The organism is Flavobacterium collinsii, assembly GCF_902804485.1.
Lineage (GTDB): Bacteria > Bacteroidota > Bacteroidia > Flavobacteriales > Flavobacteriaceae > Flavobacterium > Flavobacterium collinsii.
Genome location: NZ_CADCST010000051.1, coordinates 1 through 2,961, shown reverse-complemented (window position 1 = coordinate 2,961; position 2,961 = coordinate 1). Strand labels below are relative to the sequence as shown.

Here is a 2,961-nt window from a genome sequence, read left to right as displayed (position 1 = left end):
TTCAGGTGATGTTGTTGGATAATTCTCCTGACGAGATCTAAAGTCTGCTAACAAACGTTCGTCAATTATAACTTTACTCTGACTGTCCTGTTCGATGTACGCAATTCTTTGCTCCGGATAGGTCGGGTCAATTGGAAGATACGCTGCACCGGTTTTTAAAACAGCCAGTAAGGAGATGTAAATCCACTCACTGCGCTCCAGTTTTACAGTGATTAAATCCTCTGCATTGATCTCAAAATTGTTTAATAAGTAATGTGCCAACTCATTGGATACTCCATCCAGTTCTTTATAAGTCAAGGATCTGTCCTCGAATATCAGTGCTACTGCATCGGGAGTTTTAGCAACTTGTTCCTCAAACAGCGCAACTGCTGTGGTGTCTAAAGATAACTCTGCTTTTGAAGTATTGAAATCCTGTAAAAGGATTTTCTTTTCTGATGAGGAAATATATTCTAATGTGGCTACTTTTTGATTCGGATTTTGGACTGCTTCTGTTAAAAAGCTATCAAAATGCGAAGCCAGACGCGTTACAAAATCCGCCTCATAAATATCAGTATTGTATCCGATGCGTAAGGACAATTGTCCCTTTATCTCTGAAAAATAAAAGGTCAGATCAAACTTGCTAAATGATTTTTTTACATTTTTATAGGGAGCTATCTCAAGACCATTTAAAACTAAGCCTTCGGCTTTTAATAGTTCCTGCTGGTTTTGAAATACCACTAAAACATCAAACAAAACAGATCTGCTTAGATCTCTTTTAATCCCAAGTTCTTCTACTAAACTGTCAAATGGATAATCCTGATGTGAATAGGCTGTTAATAAGGTTTCTTTTTGTATAGTCAATAATTCTTCAAAAGTAACTTCTTGTTCAAATGTGGTTCGAATTGCCAGTGTATTCAAATACAAACCAACCTGATTTTCTAAATCACTGTGCTCTCTTCCCGCTACAGGAGTCCCTAAAATAAGATCTTTGGCATTAGTGTATCTATAAAGCAATCCGTTTATCCCTGCCATTAAAACCATAAAAAGTGTCACCCCGTTTTGCTGTGCATAGGCATTCAACTGAGCAGTATTTTCTTTAGAAAAAGAATAATCTACCCCTGAGCCATTATAAGTTTTAAGCTTAGGTCTGGCTGTACTCGACGGCAATTCCAAAACAGGTAGTTCTCCCGAAAATCGATCTAACCAGGATGCTTTGGATTTTTCCAGTACTGCTTGTCTGGCCTCACTATTTTGCCACTCTGAGTAATCTTTATATTGAATAGACAATTCCGGTAATATCACTTCATTTCCCGTAGACAATCCATTGTAAATGGCCATAAACTCTTTGCTCAATACGCCCATCGACCAACCATCTCCAATAATATGGTGCATGTTCAGCATCAGAATATGACTATCGGCGGCCGCTTTTACAATCTCACCAATAAACAAAGGCCCTTTTTCTAAATCGAAAGCATGTCTTAAAAGTGTATCAGCATGATTACTCAGGGCTTCCTCTGTAGCATTAGTTAAATCTGTAAGTTGTAAAGCTCCCTTGAATTGGGCAACGGGAATGATATACTGCCCCAAATTTCCCTCTTCATCTTCTTTAAAAACGGTCCGTAAACTCTCATGTCGTTCTACTATGATTTTATAGGCTTCTGTCAATTTTTCCAAATTCAGCACTCCTTTAAATTCGAAGGCATCAAATATATTGTAGGCCGAGTTCCCGGTTTCAAACTGACTCAATGTCCACAATCGGTGCTGTGATGAAGTAAGCGCATAAGAATCTTTTATTTCGGCTTTCGGAATAGATTCTGAAGAAGAAAGTAAAGTGATTAATTCATTTTTATGAGCTTTAATGTCTTCAATAATTTCAGGAGTCAAAGTTCCTTTTGGAGCATTAATTTTCAGATCTCCATTCTCTATTCTGAGCCCGATATTTAAAGATTGTAGAATGTGTATTAAATTTTCTATCATGATATGATTTTTAAAGTAAAGAAAAACGCCTGTATGATTTTGAGAATTCACATACTATACGCTCAGTGATTAACAACAAAATAGCCTCCACAAAGGGCTGAATGTATCTATAGTACAAAAAAAACATGGCTATAAAGTATAGCCATGTTTAGATCTAAAACGAAACTCGCGATTAAATTTTAGATCAATATCTCATCCAGATCATCAGCTGTTTCTACCGCTAATTGATTTTGAAAAACTATAAATTTTAATTTTTTTGAAACTCCAATAATATCCTGGGTTTTATATAAATCCTGAATCGAAAATCTGGTATCGAAAGTCCTGTTGATTCTGTTGATTAAAACAGTGGCTTTTAAACTGTTTCCTCCTAATTCGAAGAAGTTATCGGTAACACCAATCTTTTCCAGTCCCAGTATGTCCTCCCAAATGGCAACCAACTTTTCTTCTATTTCATCAGTTGGAGCTATATATTCGAGTTGAATAACATCAGCTGAACTCACCGCCGGTAAAGCATTTTTATCGATTTTTCCGTTGGGTGTAAGTGGCAATTGGTTTAAGAATACATAGTAACTCGGTACCATATAATCGGGTAATTCACGTCCCAATGCCAATCGAAGCTGTTGTTTGTCTACCGCCGAAGTGCTCACCAGATAACTCACAATTACAGGATCACCCTGAACTGTTGCAGTGACTACGACACACTGGTCGATGCCTTCCTGAGCTTGTAATACCTGCTCGATCTCACCAAGTTCAATGCGATAACCTCTGATTTTGACCTGACTGTCTTTTCTACCGATGCATACAATGGTGCCATCGGATAACCATTTACCCAAATCTCCGGTTTTGTATAGTTTAGTGCCTTCTTTGAAAGGGTTTTCAATAAACTTTTCTGCCGTTAGTTCCGGTTGGTACAAATAGCCTCTGGACAATCCATCACCAGAAATACAGATTTCTCCAATAACTCCCACTGGCTGTAAGGCCAAAGCATCTGAGAGAATGTAAAAC

2 protein-coding genes are annotated in these 2,961 nt (G+C 37.6%); both read right to left on the bottom strand.

Annotation, left to right across the window (positions count from 1 at the left end; genetic code table 11):
- Window positions 1-1,956, bottom strand: a 1,956-nt coding sequence (locus FLA105534_RS01835) for a condensation domain-containing protein (RefSeq protein ID WP_173964346.1), incomplete at its 3' end; no start/stop codon positions are given.
- 179 nt (window positions 1,957-2,135) lie between these two features.
- Window positions 2,136-2,961 (bottom strand): non-ribosomal peptide synthetase (locus FLA105534_RS01830; RefSeq protein WP_173964345.1); only part of this gene is annotated, 826 nt, incomplete at its 5' end.